This window comes from Cupriavidus sp. 2TAF22, assembly GCF_052115045.1.
Lineage (GTDB): Bacteria > Pseudomonadota > Gammaproteobacteria > Burkholderiales > Burkholderiaceae > Cupriavidus.
On the sequence record NZ_JBFRFX010000108.1, the window covers coordinates 1 to 2,263 of the forward strand.

At 60.8% G+C, this 2,263-nt stretch carries 2 protein-coding genes and 1 pseudogene; all 3 read right to left on the reverse strand.

The features are described from left to right. Nucleotides 1-911: hypothetical protein (locus AB4Z48_RS40350; RefSeq protein ID WP_441624489.1), on the reverse strand; the 911-nt coding region annotated here is incomplete at its 3' end. Next, a complete protein-coding gene (locus AB4Z48_RS40355) occupies nt 911-1,705 on the reverse strand; it encodes a hypothetical protein (protein ID WP_441624491.1) in 795 nt (264 codons plus the stop codon). The genes AB4Z48_RS40350 and AB4Z48_RS40355, both read right to left, overlap by 1 nt. A gap of 210 nt (nt 1,706-1,915) precedes the next feature. Further along, nucleotides 1,916-2,263: pseudogene (locus AB4Z48_RS40360) on the reverse strand (hypothetical protein); the annotation flags it as partial.

Below are 2,263 nucleotides of genomic sequence, written 5' to 3' on the forward strand. Positions count from 1 at the left end.
CAGTGGGACAAGCCGAGGATGATGAAAGCCGGCGAAATCATCAGGCAGCCGACCCAGATGAGGGGACCGCCTTCGCGCAGGAAGGGCCCCAAGGCCTCGAACTGCGCGATGAAGGCTTGCCACGGCAGCGGCAGTTGCGAGCTGATGCGCGGCTTCGGGACGGCCGACAGGCCGCCCTCGTTCATGTAGCGGCGGATGAACTCCCACTCCGCTTTGAGGTCGTCCGCACTGCTGCTTTGCTTGCCGACGAAGGCCATGACGGGAAAGGGCAGCGGTGTGTCGCCAGGAAACCAGCCAGCAAGGAGACGCTGCCCGGCGATTTCCTCCGTGCTGACGCCCTCCCAGGGCACGGCAGCAATCCCACCACAACTGGGAGGACGATGCAGATAGACCTGTCGCGTGACACGGTTGAAGCGGATCAGCAGATAGCGGGAGGTCAGCGCTTCCAGGCGCGTGAAGCGGAAGGCGTATTTGAAATAAAGGAAAATCGGAATTCCAAAAAGGGCACCATCGAAAAATAGATCAAAATACTCGCTGCCGCCGATCGGCCTGCCAAATGCCTGGTTTGTTCCTGATACAAGCCCCCACACGATTGGGCCTGAACTGGAAACCCATCCGCGAGTCACCATGCCAACAATGACAAGAGAGATTAGAGTTAGCAGCCCACGCTTCTCCTCCATGCCGCCACAACGCATTTCCAGATAGGTGTTGTTGCAGGCATAGACCGGACCGCGCGTTTCGGCGTGAGCAAACCGTTTCGCTGCCTGACGCGCTTTGTCTTCGGCCACGGACTCTGCGTACACGGGTTCCACCAGTGGCTTCTTTGAGCCGTCGGCGTCTCCCATGTTCTCCTCAAACCATTGGTCAGACTTGATGTTGAGCAGCCATGCCATCCACTCCGCGTAGTACATCAGAGCACCTCTTGCAGTCCGCCATAGAGAGCGGCAAGTTCTTCTTGCGTATCCTCGTATGGTTTTTCCCCATTGAACTTGGGTCCGCGATACATGGTGTGTTTGCACCATTTTTGCAGGGCGTCGTCATCGAAAATGGCAATGAATGCGCTAACGGCCAGTACGATCCAGGTGCCACGAAGCAGGATGCGCCGCATCAGTAGGGCGACGGTTTCCTTGCCCAGGAATGCGGCAGATCTGGCTAGAGCGCTAAGCAAAGGAGACCAACGAGAATAAACTGCGCGCTCGGCTAACAATTTGAGCATCGGCCCCGCCGCTGCAAATGCGATGCTGGCCTGACTCGCGATCATGGTGAGCGTCACCGTGAAACGGGTCAGATAAGCCGCAGTCAACCCACGATTTCCGTGCCTTCGGGCTTCGTCTGCATCGGACCAGTCGTACCTAGCGAGATAGATGCCAACTGCCGTAGCCAACGCCCCACCCCATATCTTGAGTCCACCAAGAAAGACCGTAGCGCCCACGCCCGTCGTACTGGCGGCGGCATATTGGCGCAGCACGATCTCCGTGCCGCAGGCCAACACTTCCAGACCGGCCGCGAAGGTTGTCAAGGCGGCGGCCAACTCCGCTTTTTCCTTTTCGTCCTTGGTCCCTTTGAGCCACTTGTGGCCGAACAGGGCGGCCTCGAACACAAGCAGCCAGCCAAGGCCGGGCTCGACCACGGCGCGGTAGCGTGTGCGGCGAAAGCCGGTGTCGCCTTGCTCGAAGCGGCTGACCAGCCCATGGACATGGCGCACCGGTTCGTCGCCACGCCAGAGGGTGAGCAGGGCGGCAGGTCGAGGATGGTGGCGAAGTCGAGGTCGGGGTCGGCGTGGGTCAGCTGCACGTCGAGGCGGAAGGTCTCGGAGAGGGCTTCGTCGAGATCGAACTCGATGACCTCAAAGTCTACCCCGCCGATGACGGCGAAGGTGAAGCGCAGGTCGGATTGGGTTGCCATGCTATCTCCATTACGTCTTTGCGACGTGCTTGCGATCTGGGCGCCGACCAGGACGCACGGCCCAGCGGTGCGCGTTGGCCAATAGCTGCTCGCGGATGTCTGGCGGGTAGTTGTSGGCAGTGGACAAGGCGGGTATGGGCTTGCCCGGCAGGCCGGCCTCGCGGATGACCTTGGGCCAGCGCGGTCGCCAGCACAGCAGCAGCGATGCCCAGTGGGACAAGCCGAGGATGATGAAAGCCGGCGAAATCATCAGGCAGCCGACCCAGATGAGGGGACCGCCTTCGCGCAGGAAGGGCCCCAAGGCCTCGAACTGCGCGATGAAGGCTTGCCACGGCAGCGGCAGTTGCGAGCTGATGCG